This window comes from Kamptonema sp. UHCC 0994 (genome assembly GCF_029167235.1).
GTDB lineage: Bacteria > Cyanobacteriota > Cyanobacteriia > Cyanobacteriales > Microcoleaceae > Kamptonema.
The window spans coordinates 1-22422 of sequence record NZ_JARFTR010000158.1; the positions used below are offsets into that span (position 1 = coordinate 1).

At 42.3% G+C, this 22422-nt stretch carries 20 protein-coding genes; 3 read left to right on the plus strand and 17 right to left on the minus strand.

Going from position 1 to position 22422, the window contains the following annotated elements:
- Positions 1-147 precede the first annotated feature (147 nt).
- Together PY364_RS14825 and ilvN are read left to right on the plus strand one after the other, a co-directional pair.
- Positions 148-1533, plus strand: a complete 1386-nt coding sequence (locus PY364_RS14825; protein ID WP_275523613.1) for a cation:proton antiporter — start codon at positions 148-150, stop codon at positions 1531-1533.
- A gap of 234 nt (positions 1534-1767) precedes the next feature.
- On the plus strand, positions 1768-2286 hold the full coding sequence (gene ilvN, locus PY364_RS14830; protein WP_275523615.1) for an acetolactate synthase small subunit: 519 nt from the start codon (positions 1768-1770) through the stop codon (positions 2284-2286).
- Positions 2287-2428: 142 nt separating this feature from the next.
- Here the strand turns inward: ilvN and PY364_RS14835 are convergent, their stop codons facing one another.
- The 3 genes from PY364_RS14835 to PY364_RS14845 are packed head-to-tail and all read right to left on the minus strand — an operon-like array spanning position 2429 to position 4677.
- The gene (locus PY364_RS14835) at positions 2429-3898 is read right to left on the minus strand and encodes a 16S rRNA (cytosine(967)-C(5))-methyltransferase (protein WP_275523617.1); all 1470 of its coding nucleotides are present in this window, start codon (positions 3896-3898) and stop codon (positions 2429-2431) included.
- On the minus strand, positions 3895-4233 hold the full coding sequence (locus tag PY364_RS14840) for a hypothetical protein (RefSeq protein ID WP_275523619.1): 339 nt from the start codon (positions 4231-4233) through the stop codon (positions 3895-3897). The genes PY364_RS14835 and PY364_RS14840 overlap by 4 nt, the downstream gene beginning before the upstream one ends.
- Positions 4234-4254: 21 nt before the next feature.
- A complete protein-coding gene (locus PY364_RS14845; RefSeq protein WP_275523621.1) occupies positions 4255-4677 on the minus strand; it encodes a hypothetical protein in 423 nt (140 codons plus the stop codon).
- Between the two features lie 206 nt (positions 4678-4883).
- Between PY364_RS14845 and ada the strand changes: the two genes are divergently transcribed.
- Positions 4884-6005, plus strand: a complete 1122-nt coding sequence (ada, locus tag PY364_RS14850) for a bifunctional DNA-binding transcriptional regulator/O6-methylguanine-DNA methyltransferase Ada (RefSeq protein WP_275523623.1) — start codon at positions 4884-4886, stop codon at positions 6003-6005.
- 47 nt (positions 6006-6052) lie between these two features.
- Here ada and PY364_RS14855 read toward each other — a convergent pair whose 3' ends face one another.
- From PY364_RS14855 to PY364_RS14920, 14 genes are all read right to left on the minus strand, one after another.
- A complete protein-coding gene (locus tag PY364_RS14855; protein WP_275523625.1) occupies positions 6053-7519 on the minus strand; it encodes a carotenoid oxygenase family protein in 1467 nt (488 codons plus the stop codon).
- Positions 7520-7595: 76 nt separating this feature from the next.
- A complete protein-coding gene (locus PY364_RS14860) occupies positions 7596-9053 on the minus strand; it encodes a folate/biopterin family MFS transporter (protein ID WP_275523672.1) in 1458 nt (485 codons plus the stop codon).
- A gap of 169 nt (positions 9054-9222) precedes the next feature.
- Positions 9223-9990, minus strand: a complete 768-nt coding sequence (locus PY364_RS14865) for a hypothetical protein (RefSeq protein ID WP_275523627.1) — start codon at positions 9988-9990, stop codon at positions 9223-9225.
- An 89-nt stretch (positions 9991-10079) separates the two neighbouring features.
- On the minus strand, positions 10080-11540 hold the full coding sequence (locus PY364_RS14870; RefSeq protein ID WP_275523629.1) for a class I SAM-dependent methyltransferase: 1461 nt from the start codon (positions 11538-11540) through the stop codon (positions 10080-10082).
- 3 nt (positions 11541-11543) lie between these two features.
- Positions 11544-12200, minus strand: coding sequence for a restriction endonuclease (locus PY364_RS14875; protein ID WP_275523631.1), 657 nt, complete (start codon positions 12198-12200; stop codon positions 11544-11546).
- Positions 12201-12343: 143 nt separating this feature from the next.
- A complete protein-coding gene (locus PY364_RS14880; RefSeq protein ID WP_275523633.1) occupies positions 12344-13408 on the minus strand; it encodes an AI-2E family transporter in 1065 nt (354 codons plus the stop codon).
- Positions 13409-13558: 150 nt separating this feature from the next.
- Positions 13559-14665 (minus strand): D-alanine--D-alanine ligase, encoded by a 1107-nt coding sequence (locus tag PY364_RS14885; RefSeq protein WP_275523635.1) that lies wholly within the window; start codon positions 14663-14665, stop codon positions 13559-13561.
- Positions 14666-14800: 135 nt separating this feature from the next.
- Positions 14801-15430 (minus strand): hypothetical protein, encoded by a 630-nt coding sequence (locus PY364_RS14890; protein ID WP_275523637.1) that lies wholly within the window; start codon positions 15428-15430, stop codon positions 14801-14803.
- 36 nt (positions 15431-15466) lie between these two features.
- Positions 15467-16807 carry a tRNA (N6-isopentenyl adenosine(37)-C2)-methylthiotransferase MiaB gene (miaB, locus tag PY364_RS14895; protein ID WP_275523640.1) on the minus strand — a complete coding sequence of 447 codons (1341 nt, stop codon included), beginning with the start codon at positions 16805-16807 and terminating at the stop codon, positions 15467-15469.
- 161 nt (positions 16808-16968) lie between these two features.
- A complete protein-coding gene (locus tag PY364_RS14900) occupies positions 16969-18147 on the minus strand; it encodes a DNA cytosine methyltransferase (RefSeq protein WP_275523642.1) in 1179 nt (392 codons plus the stop codon).
- A gap of 55 nt (positions 18148-18202) precedes the next feature.
- The gene (locus PY364_RS14905) at positions 18203-18631 is read right to left on the minus strand and encodes a hypothetical protein (protein WP_275523644.1); all 429 of its coding nucleotides are present in this window, start codon (positions 18629-18631) and stop codon (positions 18203-18205) included.
- A 212-nt stretch (positions 18632-18843) separates the two neighbouring features.
- Complete coding sequence (locus PY364_RS14910) at positions 18844-20901, minus strand: FHA domain-containing protein (RefSeq protein ID WP_275523646.1); 2058 nt, start codon at positions 20899-20901, stop codon at positions 18844-18846.
- A 388-nt stretch (positions 20902-21289) separates the two neighbouring features.
- Positions 21290-21832 (minus strand): FHA domain-containing protein, encoded by a 543-nt coding sequence (locus tag PY364_RS14915; RefSeq protein ID WP_275523648.1) that lies wholly within the window; start codon positions 21830-21832, stop codon positions 21290-21292.
- Between the two features lie 224 nt (positions 21833-22056).
- Positions 22057-22290, minus strand: a complete 234-nt coding sequence (locus tag PY364_RS14920; RefSeq protein ID WP_007358087.1) for a KGG domain-containing protein — start codon at positions 22288-22290, stop codon at positions 22057-22059.
- Between the last annotated feature and the right edge of the window lie 132 nt (positions 22291-22422).

Below are 22422 nucleotides of genomic sequence, written 5' to 3' on the forward strand. Positions count from 1 at the left end.
ACCGCCCAGAGGGCGGCGTTACGAAGCGAATGCGATCGCCAGAAATTGACCCAGATAGGTTGTAATTGAAACCACCGACTGTTAACCAGTAACTCTTAACAGCCAATATTCCTGATAAATTAAACAGGTTGCATTTCTGCGGAACTAATGGCAATCTCCATTACCTGGCTAACTTCGTTAACCCCAAAATTTTTGTTGTCGCCTCTGCTGGCCACTGCAACAGAGGCAGAACCCTCAATGGTACTTGCAGGAGTGCTGTTGAGTTTAGTTGTAATTTACCTTGCCAGCAAAGTTGGCGGGGAGTTATCTAATGCGCTAGGTTTCCCCCCTGTATTAGGCGAATTAGTTGGCGGCGTACTTGTCGGAATTTCTGCCTTACACCTACTGGTATTTCCCGAAGGATCGGTAAGTAGTTCTGACTCTCTAGTAATGAACTTCCTTCAACTAACTGCTGGTTTGAGCCCCGATGCAGCACCGGCGACTTTTCAACTTCAGAGTGAAGTCATTTCCGTTTTATCAGAATTAGGCGTGATTATCCTGCTGTTTGAAGTAGGTTTGGAGTCCAATTTAAAGGAATTACTGGCAGCGGGAGCCCAAGCGACAATTGTAGCTTTTGTAGGAGTCGCAGTCCCTTTTGCTGCCGGCACTGTGGGCTTGATGACGCTGTTTGGAGTACCTGCAATCCCCGCAATTTTCGCAGGTGCAGCCTTAACGGCAACGAGTATTGGCATTACTTCCAAGGTTTTATCTGAATTAGGTCAACTCACTTCTAAGGAAGGTCAAATTATTGTTGGCGCGGCTGTAATTGATGACGTTTTAGGTATCATCGTTTTGGCAGTGGTGGCTAGTTTGGCTAAAACTGGCGAAGTAGATGTGACGAATGTGATTTATCTGATTATCAGTTCTACTGTGTTTCTAGTGGGGGCAATTCTACTAGGGAATATTTTCAATAAATCCTTTGTGGCGATCTCAGATCGAATTAAAACTCGCGGCGGATTGGTGATTCCTGCCCTAGTTTTCGCCTTTATTCTCTCCTACATTGGTGCTGCTATTCACTTGGAAGCAATTTTAGGAGCTTTTGCTGCCGGTTTAGTCTTTGACGAAACAGATAAACGCAAAGAACTACAAAGGCAAATAGAACCGATCGCAGATGTGATGGTGCCTGTTTTCTTTGTCTGTGTTGGTGCTAAAACTAATTTGGGTGTACTTAACCCAGCAGTTCCAGCTAATCGAGAAGGTCTGATCGTCGCAATTTTCTTAATTGTAGTTGCGATTTTGGGCAAAGTTGTGACTGGTGCAGCAGTTTGGGGTCAAGGGAATATTAATCGTTTAGCGATCGGTGTTGGTATGATTCCGCGAGGCGAAGTTGGTTTAGTATTTGCAGGAGTCGGTTCTGCTAGTGGGGTAATCTCACCACCCTTGGAAGCTGCGATTATTATGATGGTCATCCTGACGACGTTTATAGCGCCTCCGCTGTTGCGAATCGTGTTTAAGGATGGGGCCAGCGATCTGAAGCCGGAAACGCCTGTTTAAAGCTACATTTTGTAGGGTGGGCGCTGCTACGATTAGACTCTGGCGTGAGAAAAATTATATTAGCAGCGCCCACCTTACCCAGTACCCATCTTACTTAGATCCAAATGTGAGAAAGATGATATTAGCAGCGCCCACCCTACTACTGACCACTCAGGATAAAATAACTACGTGCAGGTAAAATGGGTGTGCGGGTTGGCTTCAACAGAACCGCACGCGGCGAGTCTTGATAGAAAAATGAAACATACTATTTCGGTTTTGGTTGAAGATGAAGCGGGTGTCCTCACTCGAATTGCTGGTTTATTTGCCCGTCGGGGTTTTAATATTGAGAGTCTGGCCGTTGGCCCGGCGGAGCAAGGTGGATTTTCTCGGATTACAATGGTAGTACCGGGAGATGACCGGATTATTGAACAACTCACTAAGCAGCTATATAAGTTAATTAATGTGCTGAAAGTGCAGGATGTAACTGAAATTCCCTGTGTCGAGCGAGAATTGATGTTGATGAAGGTTAATGCTACTAGCGCGACGCGATCGGAGATTGTGGAATTAGCTCAAATTTTTAGAGCACGAGTGGTGGATATTGGCGAAGATTCTCTAACTTTGGAAGTGGTGGGCGATCCGGGTAAAATGGTGGCAATTGTTCAGGTGTTAAATAAGTTTGGCATCAAAGAAATTGCTCGAACTGGTAAGGTTTCTCTCACGCGGGAGTCAGGGGTCAATACTGAGTTTCTTAAGTCTTTGGAAGCTAAGGTTTGATTTGTTAATTGTTAACGGTTAACGGTTAACTTTAGTTCGGGGAGAGTCGGGGCTGGTTTTATAAATCTCTCCCTTTTATTGTGGATTTTGGCGAACCTGCCCTTACAAGCTTTTGGCAATGGTACAAGATGTTAGTGTGAAGCTAGAATTTGTTTAGGCTGGCTATGAAGAAGCCATCCATTTGTTGGGTTTGCGGCCAGACTTTTAGATATCCTTCTGGTGTTTTTGGGATAGGTAAATCCAGGGTTGGTGGTTCGATTTGCCATTCATGGTTATTGGTTAAAAATGATTCAATAATGTTTTCATTTTCTAAGGGGTGAATTGTGCAGGTTGCGTAAACTAATTTACCTCCGGGCTTGACAAATGTGGCGACATTTGCTAATAATTGTGATTGTAGTATTGAGAGTTCTTCGATATTTTTTTCTGTGTGATTCCAGCGGGCATCGGCGCGGCGGTGGAGGGTTCCCAGTCCTGAGCACGGGGCATCTAGTAAGACGCGATCGGCAATATTGGTAAAGTTAGGAAAATTGCGGCTATCTCCTATGTGAATTTCGATAGATTTAAGCTGCATTCTTTCGGCATTTTGTTTGAGTTTTTTGAGTCGGCTTTCGGTTTTATCGCAGGCGATAATTGTGCCTTTATCCTGCATTAATTCGGCGATGTGGGTGGTTTTTCCTCCCGGTGCGGCGCAGGCATCAATGATGGTTTCCCCTGGTTGGGGGTCGAGTAAATGGGTGACTAATTGAGCGCTGCTGTCTTGAATTGTCCACCAACCTTCGTTATATCCCGGTAAGTTATAAATTGCGCCGATGCTGCCATTTAATCTTAAAGCTTGGGGTAAATAGGGGATGCGATTAACGGCTATATTATGAGATTTTAAGGCGTTTTCTACTTCGTCAATGGTGGTGCGAAGGGGATTAATTCGTAGGTCAATTGTGGGGGATTGATTGAACCATTGACAGAGTTTTTCGGTTTCGGTTTCGCCGATTTGTTCTAGCCAGAATTGTATTAGCCAGTCGGGGAAACTGTGGATAATTCCTAAGCGTTCGATTGGATTTTCTGGTAGTTTTAGGGGTAAATTAACCCCCCCTGCCCCCCCTTGGTAAGGGGGGGTTTTAGAAATACTTTGAGCCTCTGCTTGATGGGGGGGGCTATTAGTATTACTATTAGCATCCTCTTGGTAAGCAATACTCTTAGCCCCCCCTTGATAAGGGGGGGTTGGGGGGGTAATTCTGGTGTATTGTCTCAATAGACCATTAACAAAGCTACTAAGGCCCGAAAATCCGTTTTCTTTTGTTAGTTGAACGGTGGTATTAACGGCCGCAGATGGGGGGATGTGGGTGAGATATTGGAGTTGATATAAACCGATGTGTAAAATTGTGCGAAGGTCTGGGGGTTGTTGGGAGGCGGGTTTTTTGGCGAGTTGGTCGATGAGGAAATCGAGCGATCGCATTCTTCTGACGCTACCATAGACTATTTCTGTGAGGAGTCTGCGATCGAGCTCGCTGAGTTCGGAGTTGCGGAGAGTGCGATCGAGGGCCACGTCTGCGAATGCGCCGCGTCGGTGGACTTCGCGGAGGGCGATAAATGCTAGTTGGCGAGGATTTTTCATTTAGATATTAAATTCACCCTAAAGTCATCACTCCTGCTGGTAAGTCTATCTATGTTGTTTTCCAATAGTTCTTCTATTGTCTCAAGATGTCCTAATATGTGAGGAATAGAACCATATTGAAAAGAATCAACTGTTTCTGTAAGCGGCTCTAAAGCTGCTTCTTTTGTGGCAGCATTAATTAGCTCATTGGCAAAATTTTCAATGTCTAAATTGATTTCTTCGAGATTAAATATCAGCCGTTCTAACTTGCTTTTACCGAGTTGAGTTTCCAGCTTCTCTTGATGCTGCTTAAGAGCGTTAATTGCTACTCTCAGTGATGTGATTTGGGAAACCATAATTGTTACCTATTGTTTTATTTATTGAAACAAGTTTAGGGGTGGATCTCCCATGATTTCCGATGCTTGTTTCAACGCTTCTATGACAGCATCGACATCTTCTGGACTAAAAGCGTCTTCAAGAATTTTCCGCAATTGAGCTTCAGATAGATGTTCTGCTTGAATTTGGGTGACAAAGCTTTTAATTTCTTGCCACCAATGAGGGCGATCGCGCTCTGGATCGTCCTGATGATCGGGCGGTTTACCTGCAACAGGCTCACTTAATAGTCTAGCTAAATGGATGATTATTTGTTGAAAAAGACCCTTAACTTTTTTCTTGACTTTTTGGGCGAGAATAAAAACGGTGATGGTGACTTTGAGGCGATGAACAGCGCGAAGGCAATCTTTAATGAACAGGTCACTAGATACCTGGAAGTTTGTTGTAGCAGTCGGAAGAGTTTGCATGGGATACTAATGACCTGATGGTTCTAAATCCAATATGGATTGTAGCAATTTTCGTTCTTCGATGGGAAGTTCGAGTAAGGCGCGGCGATCGCATCTTCAAACCTCATCATATTTTATCCACTTTTTCAAATTCGATCGCAAGAATCGGATAGAACCTAATTAAAAATATGTTTAAGCTAAAGTCATGTAGTTAAATTTTAATATTTATGCACGCATCAGCACCGCAAATTTTATCTTTTTCAGAAGAAACCCTTTGGCAAGCAATCCTGAATCGAGACACCAACTTTGATGGTAAACTATTCTACGGCGTGCGATCGACAAACATTTATTGCCGTCCAACCTGCCCCAGTCGCAAACCAAACCGCAGCCAAGTTACTTTTTTTAACTCACCTGAAGCCGCAGAAAATCAAGGTTTCCGTCCCTGCAAGCGCTGTCAGCCACAAAATGCGACTGTTGACAATCCCGCCAGAGACAAGGTAATTGCAGCCTGTCGTTATATCGAGGGAGAGTGCGATCGCATACCCACCTTATCAGAAATAGGCGATCGCGTCCAAATGAGTCCCACTCACTTACAGCGAATATTCAAACAAATAATCGGCGTTTCGCCTTTTCAATATGCCGATTCCCTGCGGATTAAACGTTTAAAAGAACATCTCAGAGAGGGAGAAGAAATCGCACCCGCCCTCTACGAAGTCGGCTACGGCTCTAGTAGTAGATTATATGAAAAAGCACCAAAACAACTCGGCATGACTCCTAATACTTATAAACAGCTTGGCTACGGTGAAGAAATACGTTATGCAATCGCTAATTCCCCTCTCGGTTTTGTAATTGTAGCTGCAACTAAGCGCGGAATTTGTAACATTCGCCTCGGCAATAATGCAGCAGAACTTGAAAGCGATTTGCAACTAGAATTTAGCAATGCTTCCCTGGAAAAAGCCGATCCAGAATTGTGTCAATGGATGCAATCTTTGATAGATTATCTTAGCGGTAATTTACCTTTGCCGAATCTTCCCTGTGACGTGAAAGCTACTGCATTTCAGTTACAAGTTTGGAATGCTTTACAAGCAATTCCTGCTGGTACAACTGTTACTTATAGTGATATTGCTAATGCTATTGGACAGCCAAATTCTGTTCGCGCTGTGGCACGCGCTTGTGCAACAAATCCAGTAGCATTGATTGTTCCTTGTCATCGAGTTGTACCCAAAGTTGGGGGAGTCGGAGGATATCGTTGGGGAGTTGTTCGGAAAGAGAAACTAATCAATTTAGAGAAAGAGTATGCGACAACTGAGACTCTAAATCTTAACAGTATTGCTATGCAAACATTATAACTTATTTAGCTCGTATTTTTTGTTTAACTCCCGCTATTACACATTCATCAACCCGCAATATCTGACGCAAAACTCCCATGCAAACCATAGGGAATATGATGCTTCAAATGCAACCTCGCCACAGGCCCCTGAGCAATATCAATAGCATCCAAAATCACCACATCAGAACGATGATTAGCCGCATCATACATTAATACTAACAACCATCCATCATCCTCACTTTCAAAAGAATTTCGCGGTACAAAAACAGGCTCCCCTACAAAACCCCTCGGTGCAGCACTCCAAATTTGACGCTCGTTATTAACCAAATCAATCTTCAAAATTACCTGCAAAGGAGCATTCCCAGATTCAGCCTCAGCACCCCCTATATAAAGATATCTGTAAGACTGACCAACACGATCTGGATGCAAAACTGGAAACTCGCAACATCGACGCTCAATTACTTCATGCTGAACTGTTTCTTCTTGTAAATTCAGCCGGAAACGCCACAATTCACCGGCAGGAATACTATCAAAATTGAGTTGGCGAAAATCTTTCCCTGGTTCCACATCTGGGAATGATTCATAGCAAACAGAATCAACAAAAATTTCTCCTTCTTTTTCCCAAGCATTAGCATGATGGAAGGCAAAACAAGCCTTGGCTTCTAAAACTTTTATTTCCCCTTGATTTGGGTTACGGGGAATTAAAATCACTTGCGTTGGGCGATTTGGATCGAATTTAATGCACTCCGCCGCACCTCGTAATCCCAAGGCGAAAGGTAAAGGATTAAATGCTACAGGATTTTGGAAGAATATGCAATAATTCGGTGTAATCGCCATATCATGCAGAAAGGCGAAACCTGGGATTAGATGACTGTGGCGATGCAATAGTTTTGCGTCAGCATCAAGTTCGTAAATAGTAATCGTGCTTGATAATCCAGGCTTGACAGAAAAGTTAACTAATGTATTACCTTTTCCATCTTTGCTCTCAATTCTAGGATGAGCTGAAAATGGTTCGTCAGACTTTAATATTCCATCGAGGTAATCTAATCCTAATGTTTCTAAGGTATAGGGATCGAGGCGGTGCGGTGCTGCGGCTTCCCACAATGCTAAAAGCTTACCGCCCCAGTAAATAATGTTAGTATTAGCAATATTTTTGGTTTTGAAGTCAAAAATATTCGTTAGCAATCCCCCCGGTTTCTGAGTTCCGAAAACGCCACGATAGAGAATTTTACCTGCTTCTTGTTCGGCGAGATAGCCTTCCGTGCGGACAAACTTATTACAAAAGTGAGCGCGACCATTGGCAAAGGCGATCGCGCAAACCATACCATCGCCATCAAAAGGATGGTGAATTTGTTGGCCGTTGATATCCAGTAAACCGGGGCCGTTGCGGAAGAAAGTTCCTTGCAAATCTGAGGGAATTTCACCCTCTACATCGTCGATCCAGTAGTTATATTCCTGGGGTTGGGATTCATAGCCGCGCTGCCAGTCTTTGCGATCGTAGGATACGGGTTGATGAATTTCTAGTTTCTGCATAGTGTAGAGATTTTGATTTTTTTACGGCAGATTGTAGCTATATTTTAACACAGATAAACACAGAGAGATTGACTAATTATTTATGGTCTTCAGTCGTTAATTTATCTTGAATTGTTGGTACTAAATCTGGCAGAAATTCCGGCATAAAATGCTGTCCTACAATTTTAGAACTAGCCATTTCTGGTTGTAAAATAGGAATAGAAGAATGGTATCCTTCTTCGGGTTCTGTATCGAGATTGGTGGATGGTAGCCAGCCTAAAAATGGCAAAGGCAGAAGGGTTGAGAGGTTGGCGATCGTGGCTAAGAGCCAGAGTTTATCAAAGTTAGTTTCGGTAATTCCGAGCCAGTGCATTAGCAATGCACCAGACTCGTAGGAAAGGAGAAATCCGACGTTACTTATTGATATTAGTAGAGCAAATAAGCTAGCTTCTACTCCCTTTGGGCACAGTCGAGCGCAGAGCACTAGGATCGGCATGAATGCAATTTTTGCGATGACTGTTAAAATTAGTCCGTCTCCCAGGCTGAACCAATGGTCGTCTATCCCTAAACTGCGGTTAGTGTGAGTGATTAGCAGCAAAGTTGTCATGCCCAGGGTCGTTGAGAGGACGATCGACCAGCCAAACATCTTGCGAAATGGGATAGATCTGAAGAAGCGCTGAAACAGCCAGACACCTGCGAGGGAGGCAAAGCTTGTAACTAAGTGCAGGCGACCTAGAAATTCGGGTTGAAAGCCTAATTCATTGGTTGTGAAGAAGAAGAGGGCTGAATCTGCACTTGGAGTGGCTTGCAAGAAGAAGATGAAGGCGGTAGGCAACCAGATAGATTTTTGGGTGACAGTTTGGCGCAGTTGGGTGAATTGCTGTTTAACTATGTTGAAGTTGAAGCGATCGCTTACTCGTTCTTCGATTATTAACCATGCTGCGGCTGAGACGATTAGGGGAAAGGAAGCAGTGATTAAAAATATTGTTTGGCTGCTAAACCGTTCGAGGAGGAAACCACTAAGGTAGGCTGTAATTAGCCCGCCAACGGCTGTGGTTGCCGAACATAGGGATTGTAAGGAACCGGCCTCTTTAGCCGATTCTTTCCTTGCTCTTTCTACAACTAGGGAGTCTGCGATTACGTCGCTGACGGCCACAGATAAAGAACTAAAAGCGATCGTTGCTGTAGCGGCCCAAGGACTGTGAACAATTGTTGCTAAGGCTATCCAAGCCGATGTGCCTAACAGCCCTGATAAAATTATATAAGGGCGGCGGCGGTAGCCGAAAATCGGCAGCCCGTCGGACATGAAGCCGAATAAGGGCTTGATCACCCAAGGTAAGGCGGTTACACCCAGCATTGCCGATACTTCAACGGGACTCATGCTGAGTTGATCTTTAAGAAAGAAACTAACCGCTAGGCGTGCTAGTCCTAAAATGCCTTGGACGAAGTAGATGAGTAATATGGCAATAAGTTCAGGTGTTGGCTCATTCCCAAAGAATATTTTTTCTTTCAAGAATTTTTTGATTTTGGTCGTGCCAGAGGAGGAAACCAGCATTTGGTAAATAATTATTAACAAATCTCAATATATTTATAACATATCTCTCGAAATTAAGAATTAAGAATTAAAAATTAAAAATTAAAAACCTGTAACGCCGCCATCTTAGCGGTTCTTTCACCGCTAAAATAGCCGCGTTACGTAAACTGTGCATAATTCCTATCAGGATTTAAGCTTCTTTAAAGAAACGTATTATTTCGCGGACATGATCTAGAACTTGTCCATCAGTGCTAAGTTGAGCGATCGCACTTTGCGCTTCTCTAGCTAACTGAGTATGTTCTGCTTGATTTGTTGCTCGTTGGTTTTCTAATCCAGCAGCTAAGCGAGTTAATTCAGTGCGCGTTGCTTCCCATTGTAGCTGTTGGGATGCTATCCAAGAAGTAGGATTATCGGGATTTAGTTGTTGTTCGAGGCGTTTAACTGTACATTCAATATTGCTAAAACGATCGCGGAGTTCGAGAATATCTTCGCGGGGATGTAAAAATTGACCGCGAATCATTCTTAAACGCATTGCTAAATATTGATAGGCGCGTATAGCTGGGCGTAAAATAGTTAATAGCAAAGCTGCGCCAGAACTGATGTAACCAACTACACTGATGCCTGTAATAGCTAGAGTATAAAGTGCGATGGCAGAGAGAAGGTGGAGTGCGATCGCAGCTAACAAGGAACGACGAGCCAACATTCCCACATATTTGATTTGTTTTTCATCAACTGGAATACCTTTTTCCTTTGATTGAGCGCCTTCTGCTAAAACTTCTTTAGATTCAAAGTGAATATTCCAGGGAACTGTAACTATTAGTAGTAACCATTCAAAAGTTGCGGCGGCAATTACCCAATCTAGAAAGCTACCTGCGGGTATGTGTAGCCATTGGAGAATGGCGAAGATTAGCAATATTAGAAGGCCAAATCCGACGCTGAAACCTGCAAAATTATACATATTTGGTATCTCTGGGTATGTTGATATGATTGTGGATTAGTTTTTTTAAAGTAAGTAGAGATAGTGTGACACTTAGGGAAGTTTCATAGTTAGGGAGAAACTGAGGGTTTGGGAAGAGCAAGCTTTAAGGCTTTCAGATTTAGGCTGTTGAGAATGCTAGATTTGATGGGGCGCTTTTCATCCCAGAAGATTAAGGATGAGTAGAAACTAATGGCAGATAGAGAAGTCAAAAGCTGAAAAGTTTCAGAGGCAGATATTCTATCATCAAAACTGAGGAAATATACAGTATCATCAAAAATTACAGGTCGATCGTTTATTTTACCAATCAACCTGAAATCTAATTTTTTGTAAAGTCCGCAGATGGCAATCTTCCAAGGAGCAAAAGTGTAGGAACCAATTCCAAAAATAGAGAAGCGAGGTTTATTATGATATATCTTACTTTTTCTAATATCCAAGTATTTTGCATGAGCTTCCAAATAGCTCCAAGTTTGGGGAGCAAAAGATTTTATGCTTTCGGTTGGCTCTCCAACAAATCTCTGAGTCACCAGCACAAACCGTTCAGTAGTTTGCGTTCTATTTTGAGCAATATCAGAGCCTTTAAGTAAAGGAAAAAGATATATATCTTCAATATTTACTACTTCTCCTAAGCCGTTGATGAAGGTATCACCCGATCGATAAAATTCCATTACATTTGAGCAGTCATGTTTCACCCCTGAACGCCATTTTGTCTGACTGTTAATATCGTATAGTTTTTCAAGCTTCTCAAAAGAATCGATATCTCCTACCAGGATATTATTTCGATACCCTATCTGTAAATAATTTGAGGTTTTCAAGTCACTGAATACATCACAAAAATATCTTTTTGAACTTAAATCAAATTTACAGAATAATAGACCAGCTTCAACGCTGGCATCAAAGTATTTTTTTGTATCTATTTTGTAAGTTGCACAATAAGCAAGATTGAGCTTTTTAGCATATAGATAATTTAATATTTTTCTTGATACTGATGTTTTACAAAGCATCGCCAGAGAAGCATCACGGTTTTGCAACCAGTGAACAACCTGTATTAACATCCATTCTGAAATATCAAAGTTACTTTTACCTGTCATAGCATCTAAACCATTATGTTTTTGAAAGTTATTCTTTTCAGGTAAGTTGACTCCACCCATTGCCCCTTGTCGCGAATTTGTAATCCAAGGAAAATTACCAAGCACTAATATTTTGCCATCTAGGTTGTTTACTAATGAATGCCAATCAAATCTAAAAAAATTACCTTCGCTCACCTCAATTCTTCTATCTTGTAAAATCTGCTGTTTCTTTTCGATTTCTTGTAAGTAATCTGAATTTATTTCTAATCCAATAATTTTACTGGTTAATTTAAAGGAGTGTGCAGCAGCTTCAATAAAATTACCCACTCCGCAAGTTGGCTCAATTATTACATCAGGATTTATACCAAGAGTAATTAACTTTTGACACACCATTTCAGATAGCTCTAAGGGTGTCTGAAAATCTCCATACTCTACTTTTGATTTGAGGTTATTACGAGTCATTAGTTAGCTTTTATAAACAGCGATTATTCCTTCTTGTTGACCAGCACGCTCAATTACTCTTCCGTACTGAAGCCTCCATTGCAAAGCGTTTGAAATAGTTAAGAATCCTTGAATTGGTGGATTTATAAGTATTTCATCAGCGATATTTACTGCTTCAATTTCATCAATAGGTAAATTTCGATCGAACATAAAAGCAATCAAGTCATCTTTGTTACCTTCGTTTTGCAAAATATTAAGGATTCCACGAGTCATCTGAAAGTCTGCTGTCCTTTCAGAACTTACAAAAATCGTATGTAGAATGTTGAGAGTTGCAGTTCGGTTTGTACTATTGTCTATCTTATTGTATACAAAGATGAGAAGTGAATATCCAAGCCCAAAAATCTTTTGTCGTGCTGATTTAAAGGGACATGATGACTGCGGTTGCTTAATACTTGTAACTTTGACATCAACAAGTAGCGCTGGAAAATCTATACCACTTGCTGAATTACCCTCTAAAAACTCATACTTCTCTTTGAGATACATTCTAAATTGTTTTTCCAAGTATGTACCAACAGCTTTACCATCTGTCACACCATAAAGCAAGGGTTCAGGGTGTCGAGACTCTGCGGCTGAAAACTTTGCGGCTTCAGAATAGAGGGTTTCTATAGTCAGAACTGGCATAATTGTAGCTATAAAGAGTTAAGACTATCATATCTTAATCCTGTGATTACGATCTAGTAATTTGAATGAAAAGCTACGTAGCAGCTTAGCAATACCTTATCGACTGTAAATGAACAGCTTAAGCCTTAATTTTTTTGACTGATTTATTCTAACTCTTCAATTGCAGATTCTGAAATTATTGACGAAGTTCGCAGGTTTTCAACAGTGCTTTTAATAAAACCTGCGAGGGGAACAGCGACTAATAAACCGATTAATCCCCCGATTTTAGTTGCTATTAATAGCGATATAAAAATCCATACAGGATTGAGTCCAGTAAAACCTCCTAAAAGGCGGGGCGCAATCCCATTTTCAATTACTTGATCGAGGACTGTAGCCACAGCTAAAACTTTCATCCCCAGCCAGAAGTTGTTCAACGCCATCAGCAAACTAACAATACTAATGCTCAAGCCTGCTCCCAAGGGAATGAGAGTCATTACGCCTACAGCTAACCCAAATAATAAGCCAAAAGGAACCTGTAAAATCAGAAAAGCTACTGTCATTAATATCCCCATAAAAGTTGCCAAGGTAGCCTGTCCGATGAAATAATTTTGAAAATTTATCCGTAATGACTCACGTATTTGGCTACCCAATTGAGAGGGAAACCACTGAAACAAACCATCCCATAGTTTCTGACCATGCAGCAGTAAGTAAAATGTCAAAACTACCGTGATTAGTAAGTCTAAGAGACTCCCGGCTGCGCCTACTACAAAACTTAAAATTTGGCCTACAACTGACTGTAATTGAGTGGAAAAACGCTCACTAATTTGCTTAGCAAAACCTCTTAAATCAATAGGTAAATTGCGATTTTTTGCCCAATTGTGTAGGGTCTCAAACTGTTCAGTACCAGAATTTATCCAACTAGGGAGGCGTGTGACAAGCTCATTTAATTGAGCGAGAATAATAGGAGCAAGGGTGACACCTAATACTATTAATATTAGTAAAAATAGACATAATACTAAGACAACTGCTTGCTGCCGCTTTACGCCGTACCGTCGCAGGAAATTAACAGGATAATCTAGTAAAAAAGATAGTACGGTTGCTGTTACAAAAACGGTGATCAGAGAGCGAAAGTATTCAAATACTAGGAGAAGTAACCAAGAGTTGAGTACCACTAGGGGAAATAACAATCCCCACATCCACGCTCGCGGCATTTGATTGACAGGTTTCATATAAGCCAGGTTAGTATACTTGTAGGGTGAACATTACCGCTTGCAAATCTTGCAAATTATAGCCAGAGATAGTTAGCGGCAATGCCCACCCTACGTTTAATTATTTCTGACTATTTATATCTTCTAAATTCTAACTCATGAATTGTATTTTCAAAATTTTTCAGTATGGCGTTCTAGTGCTAATTGAATTAAGCGGTCTACTAATTCAGCGAAGGATATCCCGGAAGCTGCCCAAAGTTGGGGATACATACTGGTAGCTGTGAATCCAGGGAGGGTATTAATTTCATTAATTAGGATTTGACCTGTAGATTCGACATAGAAGAAGTCTACTCGTGCTAAACCAGCACAGTCAAGAGCTAAAAATGCTTCGATGGCCATTGATTGAATTTGAGAGGCGATCGCATCGCTGATTTGGGCGGGAATAAATAGATCGGCTTGCCCCTCTGCGTATTTCGTTTCGTAGTCGTAGAAATCACTTTTATAAGTAATTTCGCCAACTACAGAGGCTTTGGGTTGGTCGTTACCTAAGACGGCACATTCTAATTCTCTAGCAACTACTCCTGCTTCCACAATTATGCGGCGATCGTAACTAGCGGCGCTGTCGAGGGCGGTTTCAAGTTCTGGGCGCGATCGCACTTTAGAAATTCCTACCGAGGAACCCAAATTTGCTGGTTTCACAAAGCAGGGATAGCCTAAATTTTCCTCGATTTGGTCGCATAATTTTGGAAAAATGCAAGGGTTAGACCAAACTTGCGATCGCGTGACGGTGGTATATTTTACTTGAGGTAAACCAGCTTGGGCAAATACCATTTTCATCGCAATTTTATCCATTCCCATTGCCGAGCCCAAAACCCCAGAACCGACAAAAGGTACTTGCATTAATTTCAGCAACCCTTGTACAGTACCGTCTTCGCCGTTTGGCCCATGTAAGACGGGAAACCAAACATCGACAATATCGGGCCTTGGGAATTGACCGTAGGCAATTGGGGATTGAGGAGTGAGACTTAAATTTTCCTGTAAACTGGCGATCGCATCTTCCCCCTCTAATTGTAGGGGTTTTCCCGTTTCTAAGACCTGTTGAGGCACTGTTCCTGCTAACCAGCGACCATCTTTTTGGATGTAAAAGGGCAGAACTTCGTATTTGCTGGCATTTTGGTCTGAAGCGATCGCACGCGCGATCGCCCTTGCCGAACTAATTGAGACTTCGTGTTCCCCAGAACGCCCGCCAAATAACAACCCTACCCGTAATTTTGTCATTTTTCATACTCCTAACTTTTCGACTAATATACACTGAGGGTTGAGGATAAGGTATAGGAAAACCAAGTTCCCTTACCTTATTGTCGAACTTCTGCAACATTTATCAACCCCCAATCATACTTATAATCTCCCCTACTACTTCTGCACTGGTTTAACAGAACTGCTATTAGCCCGAACAAAACACTTACTTGGTGCACCTTGAACCGAGCTTTTTTCTACGTAAATCCAGGGTTGTTTGTTATTGTCAGCTAACACTCCAAATCCCGCAGGGCCGAGGTTAATTTCAAAACTTTGTCCCTGCTTAAAAGTGCCAATTACAGGCCAGCTAGCAATATCTAATACAACAGAGTTCCCTGGAGTTTGTATTTGTTCAATGGAAGATTTTCCCATTCGGCAAGCAACACCTTTACCACTTGGATCGACAACTTGCCAATATTTATGAGATGTTCTTTGATAGTCTCCTGCTGCATTAGGCTTTGGTAACTCAGATTGGGGTGCTTGATTAACTTGAGATGCTGGAGTTGTGGGACTAGGTTTTGGAGTTACAGTTGTTTGATTCGCTTGAGATGTAGGAGTTGTAGAATTAGGTTTTGGAGTTGCACTTGTTGCAGTCGGTTTCGGAGTTACTGCCGTTTCATTAGCTTCAGGAGTTGTTTGAGCACAACCAAAAAAGCTAATCCCCAAAACTCCCGAAATCAGCGTCAAGCCAAGCAACCTTTTACCTTGACTATACCCACGAACATTAACTCGTTTTAATGTCTTCATTTTAGAACCTAATTTGCAAATTATGAAACTGAGTCATTATACCAGATCGCCGGTTAAACTGAAGGCACGAACATCAGTAATTTTCACCTGCACTAGCTGACCCCTTAATTCGTCAATATTTCCCCGTAGAAACGTGAGACGATTACCGCGTCCCCGGCCCATAACTTGAGTTGAATCTTTCTGGTTTTGGTCTTCGACTAACACTTCTTCAATCCGTCCCAGATAGCGCTGCGAACGTTCCATTGCCGTCTGAGTAACCACATAATTTAACCGTTGTAACCTATCAGCCTTTACCTCTTCGCTTAACTGAGTATCCCACAAAGCCGCAGGAGTCGCAGGACGAGGTGAATAAGCCGCTGTATTTACCAAATCAAACCGCATATCAGCTACTAACTTCAACGTCTTTTCAAACTGTACTTCACTTTCCCCAGGAAAACCAACAATTGCATCCGCACTAATTGACGCATCGGGCATATATTGGCGAATTGTATCAATAATTCGCCGATATTTTTCCTGCGTGTAACCTCGTGCCATCGCCTTTAAAATCTCATTATCCCCAGACTGAAAGGGAATGTGAAAATGTTCGCATACCTGGGGCAATTCGGCACAAGCCTTAATTAACCTCTCGGTGAAATAACGCGGGTGGCTAGTTGCAAAACGAATCCGTTCAATCCCCGGTACATCGCTGACATAATAAAGCAAATCTGTCAATGTATGTTGATTGCTACCATCGGGTTTTGTTCCTGGCAAATCGCGACCGTAGGCATCAATATTTTGACCTAATAAAGTTACTTCCTTGTAACCTTGACGACCTAAATCTTCCATTTCAGCCCGAATTACTTCAGGAGTTCTTGACTGTTCGACACCCCGGACATTCGGCACTACACAATAAGTGCAGCGTTCATTACAGCCATAAATGATATTCACCCAAGCTGTCACCTTACTATCGCGGCGCGGCTTAGTAATATCTTCCATAATATGTACGGCATCAGTAGCAACTACCTGATTGCCATCAAATACTTGTTCCAACAAATCTTGTAAGCGATTTGCGTGTTGCGGCCCCATCACTAAATCCAATTCAGGAACTCGCCTGAGTAATGCTTCACCTTCTTGTTGGGCCACACATCCAGCGACAATTAAAGTGAGCTCTGGTTCTACACGCTTGCGGCCGGCTTGTCTTCCCAGATAGGAATAAACTTTATGTTCGGCACTGTCCCGAATGCTACAAGTGTTATAGAGAATTAAGCTGGCTTCGTTGGGGTCTTCAGACCACTCAAAACCCATATTTTCTAGGATGCCGGCCATGCGTTCTGAGTCGGCTTTGTTCATCTGGCATCCGAAGGTGGTAATGTGATAGCGGCGGGGAGTGACGGTCATAGTAGGCTGTGGGCAATTTATAGAATTAAGGTTTTAAACCTTTATAAATTATAGACTTTTCTCAGGTGTTTTTGCGAGTTATTTTTCAATCACCCACTCAACAGCAAAAATATCCAGGCGATTCAAATCGCGGCTACACGAACAAAGTCCGCCTACGCGGACTAATAGACTTTTACAAGAGGTGTATACTCATGCCACTCACTAGCCTCTAAAAACTTAATCATACTTTTAGCAATCCCTTGCGCCGCCAAAAAAGGTACACCATTGCCCACTGTTTTAAACATATTACTTAGCGTCATCGAAGTCGGCAATACAAAATCTTTTGGCAAAGATTGAATAGCCAACACCTCCGCGACAGATAGCCGACGAACTTTGTAAGGATGTAAATGCACTTCATTATTCCCATAACAGGCTGTCGGTGAATAACGCCATCTATGCAGCCGCTTAAATGACTTTCTCGAATCATCTCCCTCATCAACAACAGCAAAGCGCTTAATCCCGGCTTTCGGCTTGAAACAATGTTCAGCATTGGGATGATTAATCACATCATTTCTCTGGAACCAAAACTCAACTGTTAACTCTTGAGGAATGCCATTTACACAAGGAAGTAGCGAATCTTCTTTAAATAAATTCGTAGACGGCCAAGAGTAAGCAAAAGCCTGAGACTTGGGATATAAAATCTGACTATTCCAAGGAAAAATACCTTCAGGCAACATTCGCCCCACTTCATCAAGTTTGATGCCCATATCCTTAATTAAATTCTTACTGAAACCTAGTAAAATAATTCTATCTCTATCTTGCGGCACTCCATATTCAATAGCATTAATTAGTCGCTCTGTCAATACATAGCCAGCTTGATTTAGCCGATTTTTACAATCCTCAAAAAATACTCGATGTTTTTGAGTTCTCCACAAACCTTTAACATTTTCAAACAAAAAGAAATCCGGTTGTTGCTGACAAATCAAATCAACGTAAGCAGCAGAAAGTTTACCTTTTTCCCCTTCCTGACCTCGATTTTTTCCACCAACAGAAAAGTCAGGACAAGGCGGCCCAGCAATAAACCCAATAATATCATTATTTTTACGGGCATCCTGTATCAACTCTCGCAACTTTAGCGCTTCTTCTCCTGCTGTAAATCGAGTTACATCTGCATCCTCTCCTTCAGAGTAGCCATATTCTGGTGATGGCAGATTTAGGCATTTACGAGAGTAACGGTAAGCCTGCATAAATGGCGAGAAAATTTCATTGACATAAGCTATATTAAAACCAGTCAACTCAAAGCCTAAATCGAGAAAGCCTGAGCCTGCAAAAAAAGAGAAGATGCTGTAAGGTTTGTTCATTAAATAACAGTAGCTATTTGTCGATTAAATCATTATACTATATACTAGAAACAAGTTAAAACCACTGACCTCCCCGAAAACGCCAGTAGGGAAACAAAACCCGGAGTAATGTTTGCGATGCGAGATAAATTGTCATCCAGACTAAACTATAGTGCAAGCCAAAGGCCACTAAATCAAAATCTTCCTGTGCTATTCCTGGTAAACCCAACGTTTTTATCAGTAATACCAAAAAAACAGCTTCCCAAACACCTGCGAATAATTGAAAAACTCCCGGCCAATCTCGATCCCACCGGAACTGCTGAATGTAAATATATAAAACATCCCAAATTAGCCCAAAAATTCCTATATATCCAAGTATCCAGAAAAATATCCAACCTGATTGAGAGCCAATTAAACCTAAAAAAAATGGTATTGTTACTGCAACTCCCACAGTTGCAAATAGTAATAATCGAGTTTGCCAGCGACCAAAGAGAGTAGGAGTCATTTGAAGGAAGAAGGAAGAAGGAAGAAGGAAGAAGGAAGAAGGAAGAATTTTTCCCCAATTACCAATTACCAATTACCAATTACCAATTACCAGAATTGTAACTTTTTGTTAATTAATTGAGGGGTATTACCCCTGAAGGGTGTATGCTAGTAAGCATAGTAGATGCACCCTGACGAGCGCCCCCAAATTGGGCGTTTTTTATTGAGCATTTTTTATCCCGGAGATTGATTTCCGACCCACTTCCACCACTGAGTTAGGGATCTCAAAATGCCCAACCTCTGCATCCCAGGAGCTCGCGCCGCCGCTAAACTTTCAATAGAACACAAGGCAGCGTACTGCAAACCCAGGAAACTGTCTACGGGTGCGTAGGGGCCACCTAAAGTAATTGCGCCTGCGGCATACATTCTACCTCCTCGATCGCCCCAATTTCCCTTAGAAAGAGGGGCGCTTGATATTCCCCCCTGATTAACAGGAGTTAAAGGCGATCGCATTTCCCCTAATTCAAAATCATTAGCAACACTCAAACGCCCCAAATGATTCAGAGGCAGGTTATATTGACTCACCAAATCCTCCAGAAGCGGACTCGTCTTGACTTTAGCATCCAAACCAGTCGCATCAATAATAAAATCAGCAGCTAACTGTAGTTGTCCCTTTAACCCCTTCTCCTGAATATAAGTCACCGTGCGGTTTTGAGCATCGCGTTCGACTCTTTCCACTTCGCCAAAAGTAATTTGATACCATCCTTGACTGAGCCCTTCTCGGATCATACGCCGCCAATCGCTGCGATTAGCAGTAGTAGTACCACCCCAATCAGTCAGAAGTTGCGGGCGATTTTGAGTCATACTCTTCTCCAGTATTACCCGCAATTCCCCGCCCCAGCAAGCTTTTGGCCAATTGAAAGGTTGAAATTCACAGTGATTTTCTACTTTTCGTCTGGCGCGACCAAATTTATTACCTTGGGGTTTAGGCGATCGCATCAAATGCAATACTTGAATATTCTGATTTCTTGCCCTAGCTTCATAAAGCCGCTGTATCACCCGCGAAGCCACAATTCCTCGACCCCTAATCAACACTATACCACCATTACGTTCTAAATATTCATAGACAAAATCGTGACTTTCATAGGCATTAACAACTGACTTGAAATCACGGGTTTGTTCGCGATAAGCTTGCAAATCAGGGAGGAACTGAATCGCTGGATAGCCAGTAGCTAAATGAACGTACTTAGCGATTACAAAAGCGTGAGAACGCTGATTAGCATTAGAACAAGAATAAGCGATCGCATATCTACCATCATCAGTTTTGCGAATACTCATAACTCGTCCATAGCGATAGATTTCTTTCCAGCCAATTCTATCAGCTTCTCTGTCAATAGAATCGAACACATTACCCGATTTGGGCGTATAAGTTTCAGCAAAAGTTGGTTCTGCAAACACTTGCCACATTAACTTCAACGACTTGCCAAAATGTCCATCTAGCAATTCTCGCCAAGCTTCTCGCACCGCGTAGGGAGGCCAACCCCAAATATTATCGGGACAGGAATCCGAATTAGAACGTAATCTTTCATGGGGCGGAATTTGAGAATTAAGGCAAAGGCGTTGATAGCGAGAATAGGGTTTATCTTCCATCCCTAAAGCTAGAACTTGAGAAGTTTTCACCCCACAAATTCTCAGTAAATTTACCCAGAAAAAACTACCCAATCCTCCCCCAATTGCAGTATACTCAATTTCACTAACTGGTAAGCCAGTAGCATAGATTGATTGTGCTGTCAAAACAGGAGATTGCAAAAATGTAGCCGGGGGAAACTCACTTCCTCTAGACCCAGATGGCAAAGGGGGAAAAATAGGTACTTGCGGAGACCAATTGGGGTCAGGAAAATTTGTATTTGGATTGAAAAATATCTGGGAGTTTCTACTAAGTAAATTAGGACTAGGTGAGAAGTAAATAACAATTGAATAGGGGCCAATTTGGAGAGTATCACCATTAGCCAAAACGCTGCGATGTTGGCGGATACCATTAACAAAAGTACCGTTACGACTCCCTGTATCTGTCACAACAATACTGCCATTTTCTAAAGCGATCACGGCGTGGAACCGAGAGACTTGGCTACTGTTGAAGACAATTCTAGAAACGCGATCGCCGTTAATTGTTGCCGGCATACTCTCAAAAATTCGCCCTATAGCAATTGGTAGTTCCAGCAAGGGCTCGCGGCGATCGCCTAAGCCCGTATCTTCCCAACTGAGTTGAAGGCGCAAGGGTTGAGGATTCATAGTTTAGAAGGCAGAAGACAGAAAAATTGAATTACCTAGAAAGGCAGAAGGGAGAAAGGCAGAAGATAGAAGAGAAAATGTTAAGATAAAAGTCGTAAAACATCTACAGAACTTAGGCATTTTAACAATGTAGCAAGGGTTTGGGATTGCTTCGAGGTTGCTTCGGAAACCTCGCAACTGCGCTCCGCTTGCCTTTCGCAATGACAGAAATACGTTGTCTGTGCGTAAGTCCTAATGTATTTATGTTTAATTTTGACATATAGCAACCGCCAAGACGGTTAGGACATTATTAATTACTGAAATCCTGCGATCGCATTGTCCTTCTCTCCTAGATAACTAAAGCCTTCTCTCCTAGATAACTAAAGCCTTCTTCCTTCCTTTGGCTATATTACTGCGAACCAGACGGCGGTAACACTACACTTACCGCTGCTGCTAAAGAAGTACCGCACCAAGGACACCCGATATCTAACTGAGAGTAGGGAGAAATGTGCAGACACTTCGGACACTTCAAACCGTATTCCGTCGGCCCCGTCGGCGATGGGTGCAGGGCTACATTTGCTAGGGGAGGTAGTAAAATAGTTGGGGGAACCCTGCTGATATCAACAGAAACCGAAACCACTTTCATTTCCACTTGTCCTAAATAGATGTAACTACCAGCAACTAAAACTACTTCCCCCTGATTCACGATTCTGCCATCAACTAGCGGCGGGTTACTATCTCGCAAATTCCGCAGGTAAAAGACATTTTCCTGGTCATTAAAAAATATTTCAACGTGAAGCCCAGATACAGTCGGATCGGATACAACTAAGTCACACCGAGTGCGATCGCGCCCGATCCGCACAGTTCCCAAATTTTTGCTCGCCTGTTTTCCGTGAATTGTGTAGGTGATGAGTTGACCCGCTTCTGTCCATTCTAAAGTTATTGAATACATAATTGGTAATTGTTAACTGTTAACTGTTAACTGTTAACTGTTAACTGTAATTGGTAATTGGGGAAAAATTCTCCCCCTCTCCCCCTCTCCCAGTCTCCCAGTCTCCTCCTCTCCCTCTTCTTCTTCTATAAACCCAAACAAAAAGCCCCACCTTGGGGGCTTTTGCTGTCCTATCAATTTAAATGGATGGGACGGGGATGATATGCAAATTTACTGCTGTTAGTTTACACACTTTCGCTCTTACGGCTTTTGCGACCACCTTCGCGGCCAATTTCAGCCATGTGTTCACGATTTCGGCTCACTGCTTCTCCACCTTTTTGGCCAGCTTGTCTAGCTTCTTCAGGGGTGAATTCGTGGGCAGTTCCTTTTGCGTGGGCTGCTTTTCCGCCTTTACTAGCAATTTCGCGCTGTTTTTCTGCGTCCATAGAGGCGAACCCGCGCTTGCTTTTCTCTGCCATGCCAATGCTCCTTTGTTTGCAAATGTTTTTAGCATCTAAGGGTTATTCTAAAAATTTTGAAACCCTCGTACATCTTTCTAAGGGATAGTCTTTCTTTACTTCGGAGGAAGCATGAAACTTTCAGCCGTACAG